Annotated in this window: 21 protein-coding genes; 18 read left to right on the top strand and 3 right to left on the bottom strand. The window is 39.7% G+C overall.

What is annotated here, in order from left to right:
* Positions 1-14 precede the first annotated feature (14 nt).
* The 5 genes from phnC (at position 15) to AB3217_RS09695 (ending at position 4,533) form a co-directional block, all read left to right on the top strand.
* A complete protein-coding gene (gene phnC / locus AB3217_RS09715; RefSeq protein ID WP_068807915.1) occupies positions 15-797 on the top strand; it encodes a phosphonate ABC transporter ATP-binding protein in 783 nt (260 codons plus the stop codon).
* Positions 794-1,582 carry a phosphonate ABC transporter, permease protein PhnE gene (gene phnE / locus AB3217_RS09710; RefSeq protein WP_057784850.1) on the top strand — a complete coding sequence of 263 codons (789 nt, stop codon included), beginning with the start codon at positions 794-796 and terminating at the stop codon, positions 1,580-1,582. Before phnC ends, phnE (AB3217_RS09710) begins: the two co-directional genes overlap by 4 nt.
* Positions 1,579-2,385, top strand: coding sequence for a phosphonate ABC transporter, permease protein PhnE (gene phnE / locus AB3217_RS09705; protein WP_057784851.1), 807 nt, complete (start codon positions 1,579-1,581; stop codon positions 2,383-2,385). The genes phnE (AB3217_RS09710) and phnE (AB3217_RS09705) overlap by 4 nt, the downstream gene beginning before the upstream one ends.
* A gap of 3 nt (positions 2,386-2,388) precedes the next feature.
* A complete protein-coding gene (locus tag AB3217_RS09700) occupies positions 2,389-3,942 on the top strand; it encodes a bifunctional UDP-sugar hydrolase/5'-nucleotidase (protein WP_367366048.1) in 1,554 nt (517 codons plus the stop codon).
* 117 nt (positions 3,943-4,059) lie between these two features.
* On the top strand, positions 4,060-4,533 hold the full coding sequence (locus tag AB3217_RS09695; protein ID WP_260267354.1) for a CinA family protein: 474 nt from the start codon (positions 4,060-4,062) through the stop codon (positions 4,531-4,533).
* A gap of 58 nt (positions 4,534-4,591) precedes the next feature.
* Here the strand turns inward: AB3217_RS09695 and AB3217_RS09690 are convergent, their stop codons facing one another.
* A complete protein-coding gene (locus AB3217_RS09690) occupies positions 4,592-5,218 on the bottom strand; it encodes a GyrI-like domain-containing protein (protein WP_367366047.1) in 627 nt (208 codons plus the stop codon).
* Between the two features lie 188 nt (positions 5,219-5,406).
* Between AB3217_RS09690 and AB3217_RS09685 the strand changes: the two genes are divergently transcribed.
* On the top strand, positions 5,407-6,198 hold the full coding sequence (locus AB3217_RS09685; RefSeq protein WP_260290085.1) for a YoaK family protein: 792 nt from the start codon (positions 5,407-5,409) through the stop codon (positions 6,196-6,198).
* Positions 6,199-6,599: 401 nt separating this feature from the next.
* On the opposite strand, the gene add is transcribed toward AB3217_RS09685, so the two are convergent.
* Together add and AB3217_RS09675 are read right to left on the bottom strand one after the other, a co-directional pair.
* Positions 6,600-7,619, bottom strand: coding sequence for an adenosine deaminase (gene add, locus AB3217_RS09680; RefSeq protein ID WP_068807935.1), 1,020 nt, complete (start codon positions 7,617-7,619; stop codon positions 6,600-6,602).
* An 87-nt stretch (positions 7,620-7,706) separates the two neighbouring features.
* On the bottom strand, positions 7,707-8,612 hold the full coding sequence (locus AB3217_RS09675; RefSeq protein WP_260275018.1) for a LysR family transcriptional regulator: 906 nt from the start codon (positions 8,610-8,612) through the stop codon (positions 7,707-7,709).
* A 152-nt stretch (positions 8,613-8,764) separates the two neighbouring features.
* Here AB3217_RS09675 and AB3217_RS09670 point away from each other — a divergent pair, with 152 nt between their 5' ends.
* The 12 genes from AB3217_RS09670 (at position 8,765) to AB3217_RS09615 (ending at position 25,717) form a co-directional block, all read left to right on the top strand.
* Positions 8,765-10,243 (top strand): UbiD family decarboxylase, encoded by a 1,479-nt coding sequence (locus tag AB3217_RS09670; RefSeq protein WP_367366046.1) that lies wholly within the window; start codon positions 8,765-8,767, stop codon positions 10,241-10,243.
* A 473-nt stretch (positions 10,244-10,716) separates the two neighbouring features.
* A complete protein-coding gene (locus tag AB3217_RS09665) occupies positions 10,717-11,274 on the top strand; it encodes a UbiX family flavin prenyltransferase (RefSeq protein ID WP_068807941.1) in 558 nt (185 codons plus the stop codon).
* A 484-nt stretch (positions 11,275-11,758) separates the two neighbouring features.
* A complete protein-coding gene (locus tag AB3217_RS09660) occupies positions 11,759-13,204 on the top strand; it encodes an MFS transporter (RefSeq protein WP_068807947.1) in 1,446 nt (481 codons plus the stop codon).
* 260 nt (positions 13,205-13,464) lie between these two features.
* Positions 13,465-13,926, top strand: coding sequence for a universal stress protein (locus AB3217_RS09655; protein ID WP_057784854.1), 462 nt, complete (start codon positions 13,465-13,467; stop codon positions 13,924-13,926).
* A 169-nt stretch (positions 13,927-14,095) separates the two neighbouring features.
* Positions 14,096-15,424 carry an Nramp family divalent metal transporter gene (locus tag AB3217_RS09650; RefSeq protein ID WP_068807977.1) on the top strand — a complete coding sequence of 443 codons (1,329 nt, stop codon included), beginning with the start codon at positions 14,096-14,098 and terminating at the stop codon, positions 15,422-15,424.
* Positions 15,425-15,694: 270 nt separating this feature from the next.
* Positions 15,695-17,443, top strand: coding sequence for a pyruvate oxidase (spxB, locus tag AB3217_RS09645; protein ID WP_367366045.1), 1,749 nt, complete (start codon positions 15,695-15,697; stop codon positions 17,441-17,443).
* A gap of 396 nt (positions 17,444-17,839) precedes the next feature.
* Positions 17,840-19,561, top strand: a complete 1,722-nt coding sequence (locus tag AB3217_RS09640) for an SLC13 family permease (RefSeq protein ID WP_367366044.1) — start codon at positions 17,840-17,842, stop codon at positions 19,559-19,561.
* Between the two features lie 49 nt (positions 19,562-19,610).
* Positions 19,611-21,089, top strand: coding sequence for a sulfotransferase family protein (locus tag AB3217_RS09635; protein ID WP_367366043.1), 1,479 nt, complete (start codon positions 19,611-19,613; stop codon positions 21,087-21,089).
* Positions 21,090-21,140: 51 nt separating this feature from the next.
* Complete coding sequence (gene sat, locus AB3217_RS09630) at positions 21,141-22,295, top strand: sulfate adenylyltransferase (protein ID WP_367366042.1); 1,155 nt, start codon at positions 21,141-21,143, stop codon at positions 22,293-22,295.
* 8 nt (positions 22,296-22,303) lie between these two features.
* Entirely contained in the window at positions 22,304-22,915 is a 612-nt protein-coding gene (gene cysC / locus AB3217_RS09625; protein ID WP_068807957.1) for an adenylyl-sulfate kinase, read from the top strand.
* A gap of 25 nt (positions 22,916-22,940) precedes the next feature.
* A complete protein-coding gene (locus AB3217_RS09620; RefSeq protein WP_367366041.1) occupies positions 22,941-23,882 on the top strand; it encodes a bifunctional oligoribonuclease/PAP phosphatase NrnA in 942 nt (313 codons plus the stop codon).
* Positions 23,883-23,971: 89 nt separating this feature from the next.
* The gene (locus AB3217_RS09615; protein ID WP_367366040.1) at positions 23,972-25,717 is read left to right on the top strand and encodes an aryl-sulfate sulfotransferase; all 1,746 of its coding nucleotides are present in this window, start codon (positions 23,972-23,974) and stop codon (positions 25,715-25,717) included.
* Positions 25,718-25,761: the final 44 nt, after the last annotated feature.

Below are 25,761 nucleotides of genomic sequence, written 5' to 3'. Positions count from 1 at the left end.
AAGGGATCCTGAATATGACAGACGAACCAATAATCGAGTTTAAACATGTTTCTAAAACTTATCAGAACGGTACCTTGGGTTTGAAAGATATTAACTTGTCCATCCCTAAAGGCCAGTTTCTCGTCGTCGTGGGCCTTTCGGGTGCCGGGAAAAGTACATTGATGCGCACAATTAATCGGATGCACGATATTTCAACAGGTGACATTCGGGTAGATGGTGAATCGATTGTGCATCTAAAAGGCAAAGAATTGCGGGGATTGCGGCGCAGTATTGGCATGATTTTTCAAAACTTTAATTTAGTCAAACGTTCTAGTGTGCAACGCAACGTTTTATCAGGAAGAGTAGGGTATTATTCCACATGGAAGAGCACGTTGGGATTATTTTCAAAAGAAGATAAACAAAAAGCGATTGAAGCTTTGCAACGAGTGGGTCTTGGTGAAAAACTCTATAGTCGGGCGGATGAATTATCGGGTGGTCAACAACAACGGGTTGCGATTGCCCGGGCGTTTATGCAGGATCCTAAAATTGTTTTGGCGGATGAACCAATTGCCTCGCTGGATCCGCTGACGACTGAATCTGTGATGGATGATTTAAAACGATTAAATGAGGAGTTTCATATTACTGTAATTGTGAATTTGCATTCGGTGTCTTTGGCTAAGCGCTTTGCTGATCGTATTATCGGGTTGCGTGATGGTGAGCTTGTTTACGACGAACCCATCAGCAAAGTGACCGAAAAAGATTTGGAGGCCATTTATCAACCTGTCAGTATTGTAAAGAAAAGCGAGGTGCAAGCATGAATATTGTCCCAACGCGAACCTTTGCGCAGAAGTATCATGTTAAAACGATTGCTTGGCTGACGCTATTTGTTCTATTAGTTATTGGCACCGCAAAGATGACTGGCGTTGACTTTGTCATGTTTTTTGCAAATTTTGGTCAGTTCGTTGTGCTTTTGCAGCAAATGGCTAAACCAGATTGGCAGTACACAAGTTTGGTGGTGCAACCCATCTTAGAAACCATCCAAATGGCGTTGATCGGGACCACAGTGGGAACCCTAGTTGCCATTCCATTTTCGGTTTTAGCAGCCCGGAACATCGTGAAAAATAAATTTCTCCGTGGCATTATTCGGTTTATTTTAAATTTAGTACGGACGTTACCGGATTTGATGTTGGCTGCATTGTTTGTGGCCATTGTCGGAATTGGTCCCGTTGCCGGTGTGTTTACACTAGCCATCTTCTCCTTTGGGATGATTTCCAAACTATTTTATGAAGCAATTGAAACGATTGATGAGGGACCCTTAGAAGCACTACAGGCGGCGGGTGCCAACAAAACACAGTTGGTTGTGTTTGCAGTCATTCCTCAAGTATTTAACTATTTTGTAAGTTATTTCTTGTATACGTTTGAAATTAATGTGCGGGCTTCAACCGTCCTTGGTTACTTAGGTGCCGGCGGGATTGGGGTGTATCTACAACGATCCTTAGATCAGTTTGCTTATGGCCAAACGGCGATCATTATTTTAGGAATCTTAGTTGTGGTTCTAATTATTGATGGCGTCAGCAATACGTTGAGGGAGCGATTACTATGAAACAACTAACAGTGAGTCAGACATCGTTGCGGTCTAAACGGTATAAATGGTTGTTTTGGTTGGTGATCATTGCCGTGATTTATATTTGGGGTATTACTGGTGTGCAATTTACTGGGATTAAAGATTCTGCGGGTGAAGTTTCCCGTTCAATTGCCTATGGGATTTTTCATCCAGATTGGAAGTACGTCTATGATGGCAGTGGCGAAGATCTGGTAAGCCTGATTTTGCAAACTATTGCAATGGCGTTTTTAGGGACTTTTATTTCGGCCATCTTGAGTGTGCCGTTTGCTTTTTGGGCGGCTCGGACAGGTAAGCCACGGTTTCACATTCGGTCAACTTCAGGCAAACTAGTCCTGACTTTGATTCGGACTTTTCCCGAAATCGTCTTGGCTATCATGTTTATTAAAGCAGTTGGGCCGGGGTCGTTTGCTGGTGTTTTGGCCGTCAGCATTCACTCCATTGGGATGTTAGGAAAGCTGTTTAGTGAATCGATTGAAAATATGGATTTTGGACCTAGTGAAGCCCTCATGAGTAGCGGTGGCAATCGTTCACAGACATTGGTATTTGCAACTTTGCCAACGGTTTTACCAGAGTTTTTATCATACACTTTGTACCGATTTGAAATTGCGGTACGATCAGCTTCTATTTTAGGGATGGTTGGGGCTGGTGGAATTGGCACACCACTTCTTTTCGCCATCCAAACGCGGACTTGGTCACGAGTGGGGATTATTTTACTGGGTATTATCATTACGGTCACCTTGATCGATTTTATTTCAGGAACACTTCGGAAACGGCTGGTGTAGGCAATGAAACTCACAATTTTATCAACAAGTGATGTACATGGCTACCTCTATCCTACAAACTATAGTCAGCGCACCGATCATGAAGAATATGGTTTTTTAAAAGTAGCGACTAAAATTGAGCAAATTAAACAACAAGCCGCGGCTGACGAATGGGTGATCACCATTGAAAATGGCGACTTTATTCAAGGCTCACCGTTAACCTATTTCACTGCAAAAAAGCAGGCTAAATGGCGGTCTATCTATACCCGACTGACGAATGCAGTGGGTTACGACGCAGGTATTTTGGGGAATCATGAATTCAATTATGGCATGGCGTATCTACAGCAGTGTGAAACTGGGCGTCGTTATCCCATTTTGGCTGCTAATTTGAAAGAGAATCCCGGCGATGGCGTCATTGATGCCCCGTATAAAATTCTGGAACATCACGGATTAAAAGTAGGTATTTTAGGATTAACAACGCAATATATTCCTCATTGGGAGCAAGCGGATCACATTGCAGGTTGGTGTTTTGAATCAGCAATTAAGGCTGCCAAAAAATGGGTTCCCATATTGCGAGAACAAGTCGATATCGTGATTGTGGCCTATCATGGTGGCTTTGAGTGTGATTTGGAAACTGGTAAACCTAGTGAACGGCTTACAGGAGAAAACGAGGGCTACCAATTATTGAAAGAAGTGGCCGGAATTGATGCATTAGTGACAGGGCACCAACATCGAGAAATCGCCACCATTTGCCAGGGTGTGCCGACAACCCAACCAGGCGAAAAAGGTAAATTTGTTGGAGCAATTGAATTGAATTTGAATGCTCAGCACCAGGTTCAAACACAAGATGCCCATCTAATTTTTGTGGCCGATGTGCAACCAGCCGCAAAGTTTGAAAACCTAACTTCTGATTTACAAGACGACGTTGAAGATTGGCTTGATGCGCCAATGGGAGAAGTTATCGGTAATATGAAAATTACGGATCCTATGACGGCTCGTCTGCATGGTCATCCTTACTTGAGTTTTATTAATCAGGTTCAAATGGCAGCAACCCATACTGATTTATCAGCAACGTCTTTGTTTAATGATGAAGTGTTGGGTTATGATCCGACCGTCACGATGCGTAATATCGTGAATAGCTACGTTTATCCAAATACGCTGGTGGTTTTAAAAATTACGGGTACCGATTTGAAACGAGCGCTGGAAAGGTGTGCGAGCTTCTTCATGGTTGATTCAAAAGGTCAGGTCGCAGTTTCAGCTAAGTTCCGGGAACCCAAGCTACAATTGTATAATTACGATATCTATAGCGGCATTAATTATGCGTTTGATTTAAATAAACCAGAAAAACAGCGGGTAATTGCGTTAAGTTATCATGGCAAACCGGTGCACGACGATCAGAAACTGGAAGTGACGTTAAATCAATATCGCGGGATTGGTGGCGGTGATTATCAGATGTTTGCCGCAAGTAAAATTGTGCGTGAAGTTCAAATTGATATGACCGAATTGATTAGTGATTATTTTGCGAAACATCCGGTTGTACAGGCGGTACATGAAGAAAATATTCGAATTAAAAAGTAATTATTTAAAAACGTTGCCTTCCCTGATGTTGGATGACAACGTTTTTGATTTTTATGGTGGTAATTCTGGAGCAGAAAGGTAAACTGAAATCAAAAGGACTAAAAGGGATGATCATTCATGAACGCTAAATTAGTTAATTATGTGGTAAAAAGTTTAATTGAAAAAAACATTTCAATTACAGCGGCAGAAAGCCTAACTGGCGGATTATTTCAATCAGAAATCACATCCGTTCCGGGGAGCTCTGATATTTTTACAGGTGGATTTGTGACCTATTCGGATGCAGTTAAAACACAACTTCTAAATGTGCCGGCATCACTTATTCAGCAGTATGGCGTTGTTAGTTTTGAGGTAGCTGTTGCTATGGCACAAGGTGCGCAAAAAGCCCTCAATACTGATCTTGCCGTTTCATTTACGGGAGCAGCAGGGCCAACTGGACTTGAGGGCGAAAAGGCTGGAACTGCCTGGATTGGGATTAGTTTTCAAGGCCAGACTGATGCATATGATTTACATCAACCTGAACTCAAACGAAACGAATTTCGTGAAGCCTGCTGTGAGTTTGCGTTCCAAAAAATTAGTGATGAAATTTTATAGGATGGTTCTTAAATCGTTTAAATGACGATAAAAGTGAGACGAGTTTTGTTTCACTTTTTTATTTTTTCGTCATAGATACTCGTAGAATCGTTTTACGTTTATCCTCAATTACTTTTCTAAAATCAGAAAGATAAATCTCTTTATGAGCTTTACTAGTGCGCTTGTAACCTTGCTCATCCAAAAACTGTGCCAGCTTCGCAAAACTAGCAGGTTCGTCATCAAAAGAGCCAACGTGTAAGATCATCCCAACTGTCTTTTCTTGTTTAGTTTCTAAAGAAAGTTGACTAAATAGCTCGGAATCAATTTTGGGTTTTGCCAAATTTAGCGCTTGGTCAAAAACAGCTGGTGTGATGAAGTTAGGTTGTTTAATCATAATTTGATAAACCAGCTGATTTTTATCTAACTCGTTACTGTGATAATTTTCTGGTAACGTCCAAAAGCCTTCCAAGGTGTAAACGGTATATTCAAAGGAGCCAGGAAAGTGGATGCCTTTTTTTGGTGCCATTCTAATTGCGTAGCTAACGGCATATAAAGCGGCAATTTTTCTGCCAAATGCGTCACTATTTGGGTTTCCGGAACCAGAAATTGTGATGAAGGTTTGTGTTGGTAGGGTGGCAATTGAAGGTGCTTTTTTGATTGGATAAATTGTTTTTTCGGCTGTTCGCCAAGTGTATTTTTTGTGCATGACTGAACCTCATTTCGATATTTAGTGGTTATAAAACGGTTTCATCCAATTATACAATTTTTAAAGAATAATTAACGTCTTAAATAATTATTTTAGTCTGAATGCGGTTCATGCTACACTGAAATATGTTGATCAATTTTCATGAATTCAAAAGGATTTAAACATAAGAGAGAAAGGGGACCATTTTTTTGAGGAGACAAGCTTATCCTGCCTACCAGCAACTATATTTCGGCGCATTTTTAGCAGCCATTGCTGGGGGCTTAGATGCGTACACATACTTAGAACATGGCGGTGTGTTTGCTGGGCTCCAAACTGGAAACCTAATTTTAATGGGAGTCAGTTTGAGTAAGGGTCATTTTGCAAAATTCGATTACTATTTAATTGCGATTATTGCATTTGGACTGGGTACCGTATTTATTCGGCACGTCCAGCATTACTTTAAGCGAAACTATTTAAAACGGGCCTACTTTGTTTTAATCTATGAGTTTGCTTTGATGGTTTTGGTGGCCATGATCAGTAGTAATGCACCAGATGTGATTACCGTGATGTTGCTAGCCATTACGGCGGCAGCTCAATTACAGGAGTTTCGAAAGTTACAAGATGGACCGTTCACTTCTTTGATGATGACGGGAAATATTCGAACGGCTGCAGAAAATTTGTATACTGGCTATATGCGGCATGACACGGTTGCAAAACAAAAGGCTGCTGATACTGGTATTGTGGTGGGCAGTTTTATGGTTGGCGCATTTGTTTCGGGCATTTTTGTGCCGTGGTTGCAGGATTCGGCAATTTTGGTGCCAGCAATCTTAATTTTGGGTGCAATTGTGTATTTGTCCCAGCATAGTAAGGTAACTGCTGACCAAGAAGTAACGAAGCAAGAAGAACGGCCAACGCGGGCAAGTCGGCATCCACAAGTGTCGGAAGATGAAGAAGATGTGTCGGAGCCTGAGACAAGAAGTCGGCGGAGAAGAAGAAAATAAAAAGAGTGTTCAAAAAGGCGAATAGCTTCTGAGCATTAGCCTAGGAAGAGCAATGATTCGTACTTGGAATCGTTGCTTTTCCGTAGCTAAGCGGAAGAAGCTGCCTTTTTTAACACGTTTCGGCTATAAAGATAGAAAGCACAACTGGCACTACTCCACATTAAAGAGGATTATTAGCAAATAACGCTAATAATCTTTTATGTTTCGGATGATGTCCATTCTTGTGGCCGAAGTTCAGACCGCAAGAACTGGCAAGCGGAGGAAGTTGCTCTCTTTAACACGTTTCGGCTATCAAAACTTAAAAGGTTTGGAAAATAAAATGAAGCGCCTCACAACTGTCAGATTTATGTCTAACAATTACGGGGCACTTCAAATTTTCCGAACCTTTTTATTAACCTTTTTTAATCAAAATTGGCGACATAATTATCGATTTGTTTCATATAATTATTTTTTTGGCTATCGCTGATCCAGGCGGTTTCAAATGAGTTCTTGGCTAATTGCACCACTTGTTCCTGCGTCAGCTCATAATTTTTTGTGATGGACCAGTAGTTATCGTTGATGTAACCACCAAAGTAGGCGGGATCGTCTGAGTTGATACTTACTTTCACATCGCGATCCAGCAAGGTTTTGACTTCAGCACCCTTCATATCTTGGCTAAGAAATTGATTGGAATTGGGACAAGAGGTCAACCCAATTTTATTGGTGCTCACGAAATCAACTAAATCAGGATTCTCAACGATATTTGTACCGTGATCTAAACGTTCCACACCAATAATTTCCAGCGCCTGCTTAATGTGATCGATGGAATCGACTTGATCAACATCGGCATGCATGGTGATGTGATAGCCTTCAGATACCGCATTGTCAAACGCTGTGGCAAATTTCAACGGCGGATTATTATGTTCGTCTGAATCAAGCCCGATTCCCAAAATTTTGTCTTGGTAAGGTTTAGCAGCTTCTAAACTTTTCCGAGCTGATTCTTTAGAAAAATCACGCAGAAAACACATGATTAATTGAGCGTCTACACCGAATTTTTTTGCATCTTCTGCTGCCTTTGAAAAGCCGTTGATGACCGTTTCAAAACTAATTTTCCGACTGGTATGAGCTTGGGGATCAAAAAACATCTCAACATGTTGCACGTTGTTTTCGTGAACTTTTTTGAGATAAGTAAAAGCTAAATCATAAAAATCTGATTCAGTTTGTAAAACATCCAACGCCGAATAATATACAGCTAAAAATGAAGCTAAGGTATCGTAATGATAGGTTGCTTTTAGAGTTTCAAGCGAATCTGTACCGATATCAATGTGATTCTTACGCGCTAATTTAAGGCGCAACTCAGGTTCTAGTGTGCCTTCTAAATGAACATGCAATTCTGCCTTTGGTAAATTATCGATAAAATTCCTTGTAACTCTGTTTGCCATTTCAAATCTCCTTTTTAAAAGCGGCTAAGTGACATTGAATTGTTGATGAGTTTACCACAAAAAAGGAGAGTTGAAACAAAAAAATTATTAAGATTTGTGAATTGGCTGGGATGCATGGGTTATATAGTTAATAAACCGTCGTCCTGCCTGAGTTAGTGTCCCTTGAGGGTAGACTAATTGCAGTTTGTTATATATAGGTGTCGAAAAGGAACGGGTGACAAATTTGTCGCTCATAAACGGCTCTGCTGATTTTTGAAATAAGAAAGTGACACGTTGCGAGTTTTCAATAATTCCCATTAAAGTTTCAATATGAGTAGTTGTGAATCGAATATTGGGTGTGAAACCGGCTTGTTGATAAAGTTTGCCGATCCGTTCATAGATCCCAGAACCGGGACTTAAAACAACGACATCAATATCGCGTAAGTCTTCAATTGAAATCTGGTCTTGCTTAGCAAGGCGATGATTGGCAGGCAGAACGACTTTGAGTTCGTCTTGATCGATATCGATAAAATGGAATTGCGATTTATTTAATAACTGGGTCTGGACATTACGCAAAATACCAAGATCAAGCTGTTTGGATTGGAGCTTTTCCAACAAATCAACGCCTTCTAGTTCTTCAAGACGAATATTAATTTGTGGATAATCTGCCATGAATTGGCTCATTTTTGTCATTAGTCCATACTGTGACATCACCGGAACACTGCCAATGTGCAGGGTTCCTTTTTTGAGCTCTCGATATTCCGAAAGTTCTTGAGTGAGCAAATCATACTGCGTCAAAATTGTTTCAGCATACCTAAAAAAAACCTCGCCACTTTCAGTAATGACCAAGTGACGTTTATTTTTCGTGGAAATCAATTTGGTGGTCAATTCGTCTTCCATGGCATGAATGCGTTTGGATAAAGCGGACTGTGTCATTAATAACTCAACAGCAGCATCCGAAACGTTGCGAGTTTGATATAAAGCCACAAAATCTTTTAAATCTTCAATCGTCATAAGTCAGCCTCAATTCTATTATTCCTGTTGGGAATAATGCTAGTCGAAATGCGATTTGTTCGCAAGGATTTGCACTCGTATAATGACAAACGTAAGAAGATTTCACAATTTACGAGATTTTTAAAAGAATTAAAAATTGGAGGTCATTGATTATGGCAAAAAAAGATGTTTATGATTTGCGTAAAGTTCTTGATGAATTAAAACAAGAACCGGGTCAATATCATGAAACTGATGTTGAAGTTGATCCAGATGCTGAATTATCTGGCGTTTATCGTTATATTGGTGCCGGTGGGACTGTTGAACGTCCTACTCAAGAAGGTCCAGCGATGATGTTTAATAACGTCAAGGGATTCCCCGATACACGTGTTTTGATGGGCTTGATGGCAAGTCGTAAACGGGTTGGGAAGATGTTCCACCACGATTATCACACATTGGGTCAGTTTTTAAACGATTCTGTTGAAAATCCAGTGGCACCTGTGACAGTTGCTGAAGAAGACGCACCAGCTCATGAAGTTGTGCATAAGTCTACGGATGCTGATTTTGATATTCGTAAATTGGTTGCTGCACCAACAAACACACCAATGGATGCGGGTCCATACATCACTGTTGGGGTGGTTTATGGTTCCAATCCAGACAAGACCATGAGTGATGTCACAATTCATCGTATGGTTTTGGAATATAAAGACAAGTTAGGCATTTACATTATGCCTGGTGGCCGTCATATCGGGGCATTTGCTGAAGAATATGAAAAAATGAACAAACCAATGCCAATTACAATTAATATTGGTCTGGATCCTGCGATAACAATTGGAGCGACCTTTGAGCCACCGACAACACCATTGGGTTATAACGAATTGGGTGTTGCTGGTGCTATTCGTCAAGAGCCAGTGCAATTAGTTGATGGATTAACTGTTGATGAAAAAGCATTAGCTCGTTCTGAGTACACTTTGGAAGGCTACATTATGCCAAACGAGCGCATTCAAGAAGATATTAATACGCATACAGGTAAGGCAATGCCAGAATTTCCTGGATACGATGGTGATGCTAATCCAGCATTGCAAGTGATCAAGGTTACAGCGGTTACTCATCGTAAAGAACATCCGATTATGCAAAGTGTTATTGGACCTTCTGAGGAACATGTCAGCATGGCAGGTATCCCAACTGAAGCAAGTATTTTGTCCTTAACAAACCGAGCAATTCCTGGAAAGGTATTGAATGTGTACAATCCTCCATCAGGTGGTGGTAAGTTGATGACCATCATGCAGATTCATAAGGATAATGAGGCGGATGAAGGAATTCAACGTCAGGCAGCCTTATTAGCATTTTCATCATTCAAGGAATTGAAGACAGTGTTCTTGGTGGATGAAGATGTGGATATCTTTGATATGAATGATGTGGTGTGGACGATAAATACAAGATTCCAAGCAGATCAAGATATTATGGTGTTGCCGGGAATGCGAAATCATCCATTGGATCCATCGGAGCGACCAGAGTATGATCCAAAGTCAATTCGGACACGAGGAATGTCATCGAAATTGGTGATTGATGGAACGGTGCCATTTGATATGAAGGATCAGTTTGAACGGGCCCAATTTAAAGAAGTGAAGGATTGGGAGAAGTACTTAAAGTAGAGTGTTTCAAAAGGCAGATAGCTTCTGAGCATTAGCCTAGGTAACTGAATGATTCGGTTTAGGAATCGTTTAGTTTACCGTAGCTAAGCGGAGGAAGCTGCCTTTTTAAACACGTTTCAGCTATAAGGGTAGAAAGAGCAAATAGCACTACTCCACATTAAGGAAGATTATTAGCAAAGAACGCAGATAATCCTTTATGTTCCGGGAGATGACCATTCTTGTGGCTTCAAACCAAGCCGCAAGAACTGGCACTACTCCACATTAAGGAAGATTATTAGCAAAAATCACTAATAATCTTTTATGTTCCGGGAGATGACCATTCTTGTGGCTTCAAACCAAGCCACAAGAACTGGCAAGTGGAGGAAGTTGCTCTCTTTAACACGTTTCGGCTATAAAAATAGAAAGTTTGGTTACCCAGACTATTTTATTAAAACTACAATTTTCGAAAAGTCATACCGTGAGAAGGTGCAAACATGAAAAAAATTATCGTCGGAGTGACAGGTGCTTCAGGCACCATATATGCAATTAACTTGTTGGAAAAGTTGCATCGATTAGACAATGTAGAGGTTCATTTGGTGATGAGTCAGTGGGCAAAGAAAAATTTGGAGTTAGAAACAGATTATTCATTGAGTCAGATTAATGCATTGGCTGACAAGGTTTACCATAGCAATGATCAGGGTGCGGCCATTGCGAGTGGTTCGTTTCTGAATGATGGGATGGTGATTGTGCCGGCAAGTATGAAGACGGTGGCAACGATTGCGTATGGAATTGGCGATAATTTGATTGCGCGCGCTGCAGATGTTGCGATAAAGGAACAGAGAAAACTGATAATTGTGCCAAGAGAGACGCCATTGAGTGTGATTCATTTGGAAAACTTGACGAAGTTGGCGAAGGTAGGGGCACAAATAATTCCGCCGGTACCAGCGTTTTATAATCATCCAAAGACGATTCAGGATTTGGTGAACCACCAGACGATGAAGATATTAGATGCGTTCGGAATTCCAAATGAGGTGGATGAGAGATGGAGTTAGAGTGCGCGAGCAGGAGCGTTAACCTTCTAAATATAACTGTGATGGAGGCGGGATCGTAATCCCGCAGGAATCATAGTTATATTTAGAAGGTTGCTCCTGCGAGCGGTCCTAGAGCTCAGTGGAAAAAAACATTAAAGAGGAAATATAACTGTGACGTATGCGGAATCGCAATCCCGCGGGAGTCATAGTTATTTTGAAAGGACTGCCTCCGTGAGCGGTCCTAGAGCTCAGCGGAAAAGTGAGTGGATGAAGACGGAGTTAACCTCAGTATTATAAGCGCACCGTCAGCGGGATGAGGTCCCGCGCTAGGTGCGTTTATAATACTGAGGTTGTCTTCAGAAACTGTCCTAAAAGAGTATAAGAAAAAAAGAGTCATTCAAGGACACGACAGCAAGGCAGTGCCGAAGCTGGATGTGCCCTTGTGTTTTGAAATTATTCGTATTTTATAAAAATAACAGAATAAATCAAGGAGATGGGCGACAAGATGGATGAAAATAAGATTTCATTGAAAACAAGATTAGCGATTGTCTCGGCCGGAATGATCTCATTTATGGGTATTTTGGTTGAAACTTCGTTGAACGTCACAATGAATACACTAAGCAATCAGTTTAACGTGAGTGTGGGAACAGTTCAGTGGATTACAACTGCTTATCTGCTCTTAGTCACAATCATGATGGCAGCAATGGCGTTCATCATGCGGAAGTTTAAATTCCGTTCGATTTTTATTTTTTCAGCAACGGCGTTTATCGTGGGCTCGATTGTTTGTGCGATTGCCGGCACATTTTGGTTATTACTGATTGGCCGGATGATTCAGGCCGTTGCAACCGGACTAGCAACGCCTTTGATGTTCCAAATTATTAATGTAAAGATTCCAAGTCAACACGTTGGGACTTATAACGGAGTTGCAAGTATGCTAACTTCATTGTCACCAGCTTTAGGACCGACATATGGCGGAATTTTAAACACTTTAATCAACTGGCGATGGATCTTCTGGGTTGTTTTACCTCTAAGTATCATCGTGTTAATCATGGGAATGAGCAGTATCGATATTCCTGTTCAGCATAAAGATGGCGAAAAATTATCATTTGATGGTTTTGGCATGGTTTGGTTGAGTTTAGTCCTAATCGGATTTGTGTGGACATTTAATGAAGCAGGACTTGCCGGTTGGACTTCAGCAGCATTTTGGATTTCTCTAATCATTTCAATTTTATTATTAGCTAGTTATGCTTGGTACAATTCAAAGAGTGCCCGTGAAGTTTTGGACTTTGGACTGTTAAAGAAAAAAGCCGTTTGGCTTCATTTGGTAAACTACTTTGTATTAGCCTTCGTAAATATTGGAATTTCATGGTTGTTACCAATGGTTGCTGAAGTAAACTTACATCAAAGTTCTATGGTTGCCGGATTATTAGTTTTACCTGGGGCCTTGATCGGCGCAATTATTTCACCAAGTACCGGTTCAATTATGGATAAAAAGGGTGCCTTCTTACCATTGATGGTGGGTAATATTTGTTTGTTGGCATCAGTTGTTTTGTTCTTCTTCTTAAACAATGTGATGACTTCAATGATTCTATTGGCCTTGTTTGTTATTCTTAGAATTGGTGTGGCTTTCAGTTTCGGAAACGTTATGGGAGCTGCCAGTCAACAAGTTGTGCCAGAAAAAAGAGGGGATATTAATTCCTTGTTTAACATGATGCAGCAGTATGCTGGCGCTATGGGAACCGTAATTTTGGCTTCCGTTGTCAGTTCATTGGAATTGCATGGTGGCTCAACTGTTGCGGAAACCCGCCAAGGTTCTGCAATTGATTACCTCATTTTGAGTGTGTTTGCGGCCGTGGCTTTGATTACCGTTATTATTAATAAAAGTACACGTACCCATGTAGCAAAGAAAAGTTTGACTGATTCGGCTTCTTCAGTTGTTTCAAAAAATTAATTATTAAACTTGCAAAGCATTCGTTCAAAAATGAGCGGATGCTTTTTTAGATGACAAAGCTTTTTTTAAAAAAATAAGGCTAACCTAAAATTAAAATAAACTTATATTTACTTTTTTTTAATTTGCGTTTATCTTTTTGTGGAAATCTATTGTTTTAAGTGTTAATATCATTTAGGTGGTAAAAAACTGAAGCCATCTGAATACAGGTTGAATATGGTGATTTAAAAACACTAATGAAACCAAAAATGAGGAGGTTTGTTATGCAAGCTAGTGAATTGAGTCAACCACTTGTTTTCCGTCGCGTGTTATTGACTGTGGATGCTGATGATCCAAATTCTTCGATCCGGGCATTTCGTTATGCAGCGACAATGGCACATGATTATCAGATTGAATTATGTATTGTCTCCGTTTTAGAAGACGATGATGTAAGCATTTTTGATGTGATGACACCAGGTAAGATCGACAAAAAGGAAGATGATGTTCGCCAAACGGTTGAAGATTATATGACGATTGCCGAAAAACTGGGTGCTGAGCATGTGACTGGATTAACTGTTGGTGCTGGTGATGTAGATGATGTTATATTAGAAAGAGTTATTCCAAAGTTTAAACCGGATTTGATTGTTTGCGGATCTGATACAGAGGATGCAAGCCACCGTGTACCAGGAGCGGTAGGATTAAGAATTGCAAAACGGGCACACGTTTCCGTAATCGTAGTTCGATAATTCAGAGATTGGATTTTGAGAATGTTAGAAAAGAGGAAATGCCATGGCAAAGAAAGACAACCAAGACAATATTAAAGAAGTAAAGATCCAAAATGGTGACGGACAGTCACAAGCAGTACAGGGGAGTTCGGTACAAAAGGATTCAACAACAGGTCACAAAACACACCACATGATCTCATCTACTGGTGGCGCGAGTAAATCTTTAGATGAAATTAACGGAAGTGTCGAAGTTCCGCAAAATGCAGGAGTTCTAAAAACATTTTTGGCGTACTTAGGACCTGGAGTTTTAGTTTCAGTAGGATATATGGACCCAGGTAACTGGATTACTTCAATTTCTGGTGGAGCTCAGTTTAAATACCGGTTAATTAGTGTCATCTTGATTTCAAGTTTAATCGCGATGCTGTTACAAGCAATGGCTGCTCGGCTGGGAATTGTAACTGGTCGTGATTTAGCGCAACTTACCCGAGAAAAGACTTCCAAACTCGGTGGTATCATTCTATTTATTATCACAGAACTAGCCATTATGGCTACCGATATTGCGGAAATTATTGGATCAGGGATTGCGTTGGAGCTGCTGTTTGGGTTCCCACTGATTGTCGGTATTATCATTACAGCATTTGATGTTTTGCTGCTATTGCTGTTAATGAAACTAGGATTTCGAAAAATTGAAGCAATCGTAGCGACACTGGTTGCTGTAATTCTCTTTGTTTTCTTGTATGAAGTTATTTTGGCACAACCAAATGTACCAGAAATTCTGCGTGGATTTGTTCCCGGAAAAGATATTATTGCGAACAAATCAATGTTGTATATTGGCTTAGGAATTGTGGGTGCCACGGTTATGCCTCATAATTTGTACTTGGGTTCATCCATTTCTCAAACACGTAATTTTGATCGTAATGATCGGAAGAGTGTGCGCAGTGCAATTCGGTACACAGTCGCTGATTCCAATATGCAATTAACGATGGCTTTTGTCGTCAACTGTTTACTTTTGATTTTAGGAGCTGCATTGTTCTTTGGTACCAATTCAGACTTAGGCCGTTTCGTCGACTTATACAACGCTTTAGGTAATTCAAAAATTGTTGGTGCGGTCGCAAGTCCGGTACTGAGTATGCTGTTTGCGGTTGCCTTGTTATCATCTGGTCAAAGCTCCACTATTACTGGAACCTTGTCTGGACAGATTATCATGGAAGGTTTCATTCGGTTGCGGATGCCGTTATGGGCACAGCGTTTGTTAACCCGGTTGCTGGCCATTATTCCTGTTTTAGGATTTGCCATTTACTATCACGGAAATGAATCACAAATTGAAAACTTACTGACGTTCTCACAGGTATTTTTGAGTGTGGCATTACCGTTTGCAATGATCCCACTAATTATTTTTACGGGTAGCAAGAAACTGATGGGTGAGTTTGCCAACCGAACATGGGTCAATGTCTGTGCTTGGGTTGCTGCAATTGTCCTAGTTATTTTAAACGTTTGGTTAATTTTTCAAACTCTATAATAACTAGAAAAATGAAAGTGAAAAAAGACGGTCGGATTCTGAGCATAGTTGTGACTAGGCTCAGAATCTGCTTTTTTTTACGGTTTAAAAATAACATTTTGGAAATATGAACGAGATCGCAACGAAGACATAGGTTTTGTTGTGGTCTCATTTTTTGTATAAACTAATGAGAGCGTTTTCTTTTACACGCGTATTTACTTCATGAGATACTACACCCATAGGTATGCAGTTATAACGACAATAAATCAAAACTAGAAAGAAGGATTAATAATGGGTGAAACAATTAATGCTGGTATTGCGATGATGAAAGTACTCGAAGACTGGGATGTTCAGCAGGTTTACGGCATTCCAGGCGGATCAATTAATAGTACGATGGATGCGTTACGAGTCGAAAAGGATAAGATTGCTTATATTCAGGTTCGTCATGAAGAAATTGGTGCGTTCGCTGCCACAGCCCATGCAAAATTAACTGGAAAGTTAGGCGTTTGTTTCGGATCAGCTGGTCCTGGTGCCACGCATTTATTTAATGGTTTGTATGATGCCCAAATGGATCATGTGCCAGTATTGGCACTAATTGGGCAGGTTAGGACTGCTGACATGAACTGGGATTCTTTCCAAGAAATGAATGAAAATCCAATGTTTGCGGATGTTTCTGTTTATAACCGAACAGTCATGACGGCGGAAAGCTTGCCACATGTGGTGGACGAAGCAATTCGGCGGGCATATAAAGAAAATGGCGTGGCAGTAGTCACGATTCCTAATGACTTGGGAACCAAAGAAATTCCAAGCGAGTTTTGGTCATCTGGACATAGTTATGTGCAACCAGTTTTACCAGCTCCGGATAGTCAAATGGTGAAAAAGGCGATTGATCTAATTTCAACAGCAAACCGACCCGTGATTTTTGCGGGAATCGGAGTTAAAGGCGCAACCGATGAATTGATTGCTTTGGCAAAACATCTCAAACTACCAGTTGTGATGTCGTCAATTTCAAAGGGAATTATTCCGGATGATTTTGAAGGTAACATGGGATCGGCTTACCGGGTTTCGACTAAGCCTGGTAATGAAACTTTGGAGCAAGCAGACCTCATTATGATGATCGGTGCTGATTTTCCGTTCGGGCGGACGAAGGATCTGTTTAAACCAGAAGCAAAATTTATTCAAGTCGACATTGATTCTGCCAAAATTGGTAAGCGACATGATGTGGATGTACCGTTGCTCAGCGATGCCAAACAAACAATGGTCCAATTAGTCGCGCAAAGTAAAGAAGTGGCACATCGGCCTTTTTATGAGGCTTGTGTGGCTAATATGAAGAATTGGCGTGCCTATCTCCAACAATTAGCTGATAAAAAAACAGAGCCTTTGGAAGTAGGTTCAGTTTTCAAACAAATTAATCGTGTGGCCACTGGTAATGATGTGTTTGCGATTGATGTGGGTGATGTGACGATGAACAGTTTGCGATTCTTGAATATGAATCCAAAACAAAAATTTACCACTTCTGCCCTGTTTGCTACGATGGGATACGGTGTGGGTGCTGCAATTGCAGGAAAGCTGACTTATCCTGATCGGCAAGTCTTCAATTTGACGGGTGACGGTGCGTTTTCAATGGTGATGCAAGATGTTTTAACTCAAGTGAAGGAAAAACTACACATCATTAACGTTGTTTTTTCAAATGAAAGCTTTGATTTTATTAAAGATGAACAAGAAGATGAAAAGCAAAAATTCTTTGGCGTTGACTTGCAGGGTGCAGATTATGCAATGATTGCACAAGGAATGGGCGCCTTAGGTATTACAGCTTGTACTCATGAAGAATTGGTCGCGGCCTTTGATACGGCAATTAAAGTTGAAGGCCCAGTTACAATTGATGTGAAAATTCGTAATAATCGACCTTTACCAGCAGAAAAATTACAATTAGATCCGGCAACAAACTCTGCACAAGAAATTGCTGATTTCAAGCGACGTTATGAAGCCGAAGCATTACAACCATTTAGTGTTTATTTAAATGAATTCGAAGTGGAATAAAAAAAGTGAATAATAGATGTTGTTAAAGATGCGATCAAAGTCAGTTTTGACTTTGATCGCATCTTTTTGCTCGCAAATTGCTAATAATTATCATTAGCAATTTGCGAAGTATTCAAATTTGACGAAACTTCGTGTTAAATCCTCAATTTATCTCCCACGTTAGTTCATAAGTATATATTACAATTTTCTTCAACGTTAAAAGTAACTGACGTTTGAAATGAAAAGATATTTCTCACAAAAAGCCGATTTTAAAATCATTTAATTAGTAAAGGACAACTTTGTGTTTGAGAATTTCCAAATTCAATTTTCTTCTAATAAGTTTTAGAAATGGAGTGATATGACACGACTTTGCAAATTGCGATTGTGCTAATAACGTTAGCTGTTACTTTTGTGCTAATGGCTATGGAAATTACCACACCGAACGCCATCATTTTATGTGCACTTGCTTTTTTAATGTTAATAGGTATTTTGTCTCCGGATGATGCTTTGGAAGGTTTTGCTAATGACGGTTTAGCGACAATCGGATTAATGTACATTATCGCTTATTCAATAGCAAAAAGTAATGTGATTACGCGTTTTTTCGACCATGTTTTGGGTAATGGCAAATCTGAAAAACGTTCTTTATTAAGATTACTGACAACAGTTAGTCTATTTTCACCTTTCATGAATAATACACCAATTGTATCTACGTTGACCCCGATGGTTCAAAAGTGGTGTCGTAAAAAGCACTTATCAATCTCCAAATTTTTAATTCCTTTGTCCTATATCACTATTCTTAGTGGGTTAATCACCGTAATCGGAACGTCAACCAATTTGGTGGCTCAAGGATTACTTTCAAAATATCATCTGCAACAATTTGGCTTTTTCGACTTTGCCGTGATTGGTATTCCGATCACGATTGTTGGTGGTTTGTATCTGTTGACGATTGGTTATAAGATCTTGCCGAATTACAAAAGAAGTAATGTCGATAACGTGATGCAATCGCCAAATGATTACTTGATTGAAATGTCGGTTAATTCAGAATTTCCGCACTTAAACCAAACCATAAACGCTGCCGGGCTTCGTAATTTGGACCATGTTTTCTTGGTTGCCATTAATCGTGATGGGCAGCCAATTGTGCCAGTCAGTGACGATTTAACCGTAAAAGCAGGTGACAAACTTTATTTCACAGGATCGGTTAAGGAAGTTAATGATTTATTGCAAATTCCTGGATTACAACCAAGTCATGAAAAAATCGACATGGTGGATGTTACCAATGATCATGCGCACATTGTGGAGTTGTCGATTCCAGACAGCTCATCACTAGTTAATCAAACCGTTAAATCAGCAAATTTCCGTGATGTTTATGGTGGGGTGATTGTGGCCATTCATCGTGATTCAGCCAAGTTAACTGGGCAAATTGGCCAAATTAATCTGAAAGCTGGAGATGACTTGGTCGCCATTACAACCAATGAGCCAGAACAGTTAAAGGCAATGAAGGATCTGCATGTGTTTGATGAACGGTTAGCAAAATCAAATAAGAAAAGTTATAAAGATTTTTTACCTATTTTGTTATTAGTGGCAGCCATTATTGTTTCAACAATGGGTATCGTTGACCTGTTTGTGGCCTTGTCAGCGGTTTGTGTCGTTTTGTTTCTCACTAAATGTATTACGGTTCAAGATGTACCTCGGGCAGTGGACATGAATGTTTTACTGTTGGTGGCAAGTAGTTATGGCCTAGGATTGGCCATGTCAAATGTTGGAGCAGACAAGTATATTGCCAAGTCATTAACACTTGTGACTGGGGCTGCAAATCCGATTTTGTATATGTTCTTGTTGTATTTCATCACTAATTTTTTGACGGCATTATTATCTAATGCAGCGGCTCTTTCATTAATGTTCCCAGTTGTCGTTTCTGCTGCAAAATACATGAATTTACCAGTTATGATGTTGGCAATACTAATTACGATTGCGGCGACCGCCGATTTTTCAACGCCGATTGGTTATCAAACTAATTTGATTGTGTATGGTCCAGGACATTACAAGTTTACGGATTACTTTAAAGTGGGGATTCCTCTTAATTTAATTTGTATGGTAATTTGTGTGTTCACGTCGTATTACATGTACGTCATCGTTTAGAAGGAATTGAAACAAAATTTTAAAAATAAAATTAGATAGGAAGATGCAAATGGCTATTCACCTTTTACAACAACTTTTTCCCGGATTGAGAACTAAACGAGCAGTTTTAGTTTTAGGAAGCGGCCGTTCTGGTACATCTGTTTTGACAAAATGTATTAATTTTATGGGCATTTCGCTTGGCACAGATAACTTGTTGGCGCCCAGCAAGCGAATTAATCCCAAAGGCTATTTTGAAAATAAAGATGTAATCAAAATTCATAAGTCGTTAGGTAGTAAAATTCGGTATCGCCCCGCTTTTGAAGGGTATTACGACAGTCCCAAGGTTAAAAAAGATCGTGCTGCACTGACCAAATACTTATCTGGAAAATTCAAGAAAGAAACCTACTTGGTTATAAAGGATCCACGAATGAACGATTATATCGAGTTATGGCAACATGTTTTGGATGATGTCGATGTAAAACCGGCCGAAATTATTTTGATTCGTAATCCACTTGATGTTGTGGCCTCAAACTCGAGGGCCTGGCACCGAGATAAGATTTTAGCGTTACGGCAGTGGCAAGTACGAACATTGTTATCCATGCGTGATACGAAAGGCTATCCGCGTCTGATGGTCAGTTATGAAGACCTCTTTCATAAAACACTGCCTACTTTAAGGCGGGTTTCCGAACAGTTGGATCTGCCATGGCCAAAAGATGAAAAAGAATTGCAGGCAAAAATCGATGGGTTTATCGATCCTAATCTGCAAAAGAGTGATAGTGGTGAAAGCTTAGAAGATTTTAAAAACGAAAAGGATCTTGAAGATGATGTGAAAGAACTTTATCTGTTAGGAATGAAGGCTGCCAGTGATGATGATTTCTTTGCTTCCGAGGACTTTGACAAACAGATTAATGACCTAACTGACCGTTATCTCAAAAAATACGGTTCCTTATATCGCGATTTCAATGTCAAAATCGACAGCAAAACAGTTTTTGTTTATGGAACTAATTCAGATCAAATCAAGCAGGTCAACACGTTGTTAATAAAACAAGGTGTTGACATGGATGATGAGAAAACAAAACGGATTCACAACCTGCAGCGGGCCGTTACTCAAAAATTAAATTCTGAGTCAGAGGTTTCCGATAATTATCCTGATGATTATGTTTACCTTGAGTTGAAAGAAGATCTGAACAATTATGTGCGTCATGCTGCCAAGACGAAATCTATTTGGGGAATTGGTGATCACTTGACTAGCCAAACGTTTGCGATGTTGCTGACAATCAGTGAAGAAATGAATTTGGATACCCGTAATGTTGTGATTTTGGATGATCAACACCTGACAATTGACGAAACTAAGAAGACAGAGTTAGTTGCCGCATATAATCGGGTGTTGAAACGCATTAATAAACATCCGCATCTTATTATCTTGGCATCCACTTTGAATAAACCAGAAACGGAACAACAGATTGCGAAATTTATTGAGGCAGATAATAAACCGGATCAACTTCTTGACTATCAACACGAAGTGGCTAATGAAATTGATCAACTATAAAAACTAGTTTAACTTAATTAAAAAAATAAAAGTTTAGAAATGGAGACTCACATGGAAAAAATTTATGGAATTACACCACATGGTGGCAAATTAATTAATTTAAAGGACCTTTTATCAGAAGCAAAGACGGAAGCAGAAAAATTGCCCAAATTGACAATTAATAATTGGAATATTTCTGATTTAGAGCTATTAGCAATTGGTGGTTTTAGTCCATTAGATGGGTTTATGTCTAAAGCTGATTACGATGCAGTTGTTAACACAATGCACTTAACCAGCGGCGTTGTTTGGAGTATTCCAATTACGTTACCAGTTTCAGAGGAAATCGCAGCTAAGATCGAGCCTGATGAAAAAATTGCGCTCGTTGATGCGGCTGGTTCAATTTACGGCACAATGGTTGTCACTGATAAATTCCGTCCTGACAAAAAAGTAGAAGCACAAAAAGTTTACGGTACAACTGAAGAAGCTCATCCTGGTGTTAAAAAGATGTATGATACCGGCGACGTTTACTTAGGTGGACCCGTAAAACTTTTAAAAATGCCTAGTCACGGAAATTTTAGCGATTTCTACATGGAACCAATTGAAACGCGCAAAATGTTTCACGATCTAGGTTGGAAGACAATCGTTGGTTTCCAAACCCGAAATCCAATTCACCGGGCACATGAATACATTCAAAAAACAGCTCTCGAAAGTGTTGATGGTTTGTTATTAAATCCGCTAGTTGGTGAAACTAAAGCCGATGATATTCCTGCTGATGTCCGTATGAAGAGTTATCAAGAAATTTTGCGTTATTACTATCCAAAAGACCGGGTTCGGTTAGTGATCTATCCTGCTGCTATGCGTTATGTAGGACCGCGCGAAGCCATCTTACACGCTATTGTCCGTAAAAACTATGGTTGTACGCATTTCATCGTGGGGCGTGATCATGCTGGTGTGGGTGATTATTATGGGACCTACGAAGCACAAGACTTAATTACCTCTGTTGAAGATGAAATGGGCATGAGTTTCTTTAAATTTGAAAATGCTTTTTATTGCAAGAAGTGTGGGTCAATGGCTACCGATAAAACTTGCCCACACAGTGCAGAGGATCACATTTCGTTAAGTGGAACAAAGGTTAGGGGCATGTTGAAAGATGGCATTGTTCCACCAAAGGAAGTTTCTCGTCCTGAAGTTGCAAAAGTATTGATTGAAGGTATGAAAAGAAAGTAGAGGACTGTATGGCAAAATCAGAAAATATTACTTGGCAAACAACAAAAATTAATAAACAGGACCGGCGGAAACGTTTTGGTCATAAGAGTGCCGTTCTGTGGTTTACCGGTTTATCGGGATCTGGAAAATCAACCATCGCTGTTGAAGTTGAAAAACAATTATTTGATCGCCATATCAATAGTTACGTCTTAGATGGTGACAACATTAGATTTGGCCTTAACAGTAATTTGGGCTTTTCAGCAGAAGATCGGGCAGAAAACATCCGCAGAATTGGTGAAGTTTCTAAATTGTTTGCGGATGCGGGTCTTTTCACACTGACTGCTTTTATTTCTCCGTACCGTGCTGATCGTGACAAGGTTCGTGAAATTTTGGGCGATGGTGAATTTATCGAAGTTTTCGTCGATACGCCGCTAGAAGTTTGTGAAAAACGTGATGTGAAACATCTTTACGAAAAAGCTCGTCGGGGTGAAATTAAGGGATTTACTGGCATTGATGCACCATATGAAGCCCCTGAAGAACCAGAATTGACTATTGATACCTCGGCACAGTCTTTAGAAGCGTCAGCAAAACAGATTATTGATTATTTGGCAAGCCATGATTATATCAGTTTGGCTGAATAATTAGTTAAGGAGGTGAATTGGGTTAATGATTTCGGAAATTATGACATTAATCAAAACGCATCAACGGATTTTTATTTATCGGCATGTTAATCCGGATCCTGATGCGATTGGCAGTCAAGTCGGGTTAGCGAGAATGTTACAAATTTCGTTTCCAGAAAAGCAAATTTTTTCAGTTGGTTCACCCAGTTCATCGCTGGCCTGGATTAGTGACGAAATGGGCTTAGAAAAGTTACCAACTGTAGATGACTTAGTTATTGTTGTTGATTGTGCTAATCGGGGTCGAATTGACGGTCCTTTGCCAGTTGAACCGACAATAAAAATTGATCATCATCCTAATTTGGACCCCTATGCTAAAATAAATTGGGTAAAAGAGGGAACTTCAAGTTGTGCTGAATTAATTTATGAACTCTATCAGACCAATCCTGGCATGCTTAAACTAAATATGAAAATTGCGAGTGCTTTATACGCGGGAATTATTGGTGATACGGTCAATTTTTCGACGGGTGACACCACTAGTGAAACTTTTCAAGTTGCGGCAGACTTACGTCGATTTGGGGTTGATGTTTCGCAAATTAGTCATGAAGCCACCGCAATTGATTTTCAAATTAGTAAGTTGTTTGGCTTTGTGATGACCAATATGGAAGTTAACGATCACGGACTGGGGTGTATCCTCATCCCACAACGCGTGCTGAAAGGGCTAAACATTGCCTGGGGGGATGAAGATGCAATTATTCCTTTGCCGGGACAGCTGATAGATGTTAAAATGTGGCTAATCTTTATTGAAAGTCCTACCGGTAATTATCGCGTACATTTACGATCAAAGACAATTCCAATTGATGGGGTGGCACGGAAATTTGCAGGTGGCGGTCATCCGTTGGCAAGTGGTACGTATGTGGATGACTTACAAGACGTTGAGGCTTTGATTAAAGCAACCGATAAGTTATTAGACACACAAAAATCCGCATAGTTACAAGAGTGTTTCCGGACAGTTTAAATTGGAATAATTGTTCGGAAATTTTCTTTTAGCAAAATTTATTATGAAGGGAACCTGTTTATATGCGTAAAAGAACCAAATGGATAATAGCAATTATCGTGGTCTTTTTTGTAATCGGGTCTGCGTACTATTACGAAGCTTCGAAGAGCAATAACTCCTCTAGTACCACAACGACAACTAGTAAGGTCCACTCAGCTAGTGCGGTAAAAAAAGATATTAATTCCCGCCTGGTTTATAACGAAATTAAGGCGCAAAAAAGTGTGACAAAGAGCCTGAAAAATAAGGCTACTAGCGGGGCGTACACACTGAATAATATTTATACCAAGCTCAATCCTTATAAAGTTTCACCGTTAACTGCGGTAGCTATTTTTAACACTTCAAAGGCAGCCAAAGTGAGTTACACGGTAGTCGGGAAAACAAGTAAGACATCCATTACCAATACAGTTAAGAAGTATACAAAATCTCATACCCTTCAAATCCTAGGTTTGTATGCGGGTTACAATAACACTGTAAAAATTAAAGTCACTTATAAAGATGGTACTTCCGTGACCAAAACTATTCATATCAAAACGGCCAAAATACCTAGCTCTTTAGCTTCCATAAATATTAAGGTTACCAAAGCAAACAAAAAGAAAATGGAAACAGGAAAAGGAAATGCTAAACTAACCTTTATGGTGCGAACAACCATTTCTGGTAAAAAAGAAGCTAAAAATTATTCATTTGGAATTGATGCTGATGGGGCAATTCGGTGGTACACCACCCGGCCAACTTCCCATATTTTCAAACAGTTAAGCGATGGTAACTTACTGATTTGGACAAAATCAAAAGCGTCTAACTCCTATTTCAATGAACTGGTTGAAATGAACTATGAAGGTAAAATTAAACGAACCTATCGACTTAATCATAAAGCCTTGGGTAAGGCAAAAGGATCGAAGAAACAAAATCATAATCAAATTCATCATGATGTGACAGAGCTTCCTAATCAAGATTTGATCGCGACCGTTTCCGATGGTGGCCGAACTTACGTAGAAGATACAATGATTGTAATTTCTCACAAGACTGGTAAAATCACTAAAGTCATTAACATGAAGAACATTTTGCCAAGTAAATTCTATCGTAAATATAATGCAACTAAATCATCTAAGTACATGGGAAAGCGAGATTGGTTCCATGAAAATTCCATTTACTACGATAAAACGGATAAGAGTTTGATTATTTCTAGTCGGAACCAAAATTTGGTTATGAAAATAGACTATAAGACTCAAAAGATCAAGTGGATTCTTTCTGGTAAGAAGCGCTCAGCATGGCCTAAGAGCTATCGTAAGTATCTATTGAAAGCCTCTGGGAAGATTGCTTGGCCAGGTGGTCAACATGCAGCGATTGTTAATCCAAGTACCTTAGGAAATAAGAACTCTCTGAATGTTTTGATCTTCAACAATAATGTGGCTGTTGGTGATACGAAGAAATCTCTTGCTAACTCTTCTGGTAAGTACTCAGAAGGGGTTGAATACAAGATTAATGAGAAGAAAATGACGATTAAACAGGTTGATAGTTTTGGTAAGTCGCTTGGTAAAAAGAACTTTGCCAATATTATTGGTTCCAACCGTTACCTGAGTGCCACAAATCGTTTAATTGATTTTGGCTGGTTAGATAATGGGGATGCTGCTAATGTGATTGAGTATGATGCGAAGACGAATAAACAGATTTTTAATGTCAAACTCACCAATCTTGGTAGTGGCGGTTATGTTTACCGGGCGGAACGATTCTCACTTTTCCCTACCAAACATAGTTATGGGTCAAATGAGTAAGGCGTCTATCATTTTAGAAGCTATTAAAAAACAGTCACACGCCT

The organism is Pediococcus parvulus (genome assembly GCF_964063155.1).
Lineage (GTDB): Bacteria > Bacillota > Bacilli > Lactobacillales > Lactobacillaceae > Pediococcus > Pediococcus parvulus.
This window is presented reverse-complemented; position numbering and strand designations above follow the sequence as displayed.